General features: G+C 45.0%; 1 pseudogene. It reads left to right on the top strand.

The features are described 5' to 3' along the window. Window positions 1–660: pseudogene (locus E2R51_RS20585) on the top strand (IS3-like element ISPpy1 family transposase); the annotation flags it as partial.

The raw sequence follows: 660 nt of genomic DNA, 5'->3' as shown, positions 1-660 counted from the left end.
AGAGACTGGCTTAAAAAAAAGTCCTCACAGCTACCCTGAGCACTCGTAAACAACTGCTAGAACCTGATAACAAGGATTTTAGTGTTCGTAAGCAATGTGAATTACTCGGTATCAACCGCTCAAGTCTTTACTATCAGGCAAAGCCCATCAGCGAGCTTGATATTACCTTGATGAACCTGCTTGACGAACAGTACACCAAGACCCCATTTTATGGGGTTAAACGCATGACAGCGTATTTGAGACAACTAGGCTATCAAGTGGGAGAAAAGCGAGTTAGGCGCTTACTACGGCAAATGGGGCTAGACGCTATTTATCAGCACCCTAACACGAGTAAGCCTAACTCTGAGCATCAAGTTTACCCGTATTTGCTTAGGCATGTACCGATTAGCCGTTGTAATCAAGTATGGAGTACTGATATCACCTATATTCGCTTAGCCAAAGGCTTCGTGTATTTGATGGCGGTGATAGATTGGTACAGTCGTTATGTCCTAGACTGGTCGCTATCTACCACGCTTGAGGCGGATTTCTGCGTGGATACGGTAAGTAGCTTACTGCACAATGGGTTACGCTGTGAGATTTTTAATACGGATCAAGGCTCTCAGTTTACCAGCCCAAGATTTACCAGACCGCTCATTGAGCAGGGTATTGCCATCAGTATGG

It is taken from the genome of Jeotgalibacillus sp. S-D1 (genome assembly GCF_004358665.1).
In the GTDB taxonomy this organism is placed as follows: Bacteria; Bacillota; Bacilli; order Bacillales; family Jeotgalibacillaceae; genus Jeotgalibacillus.
The sequence above is the reverse complement of the archived record's forward strand: the minus strand, read 5'-3'. Positions and strand labels throughout refer to the sequence as shown.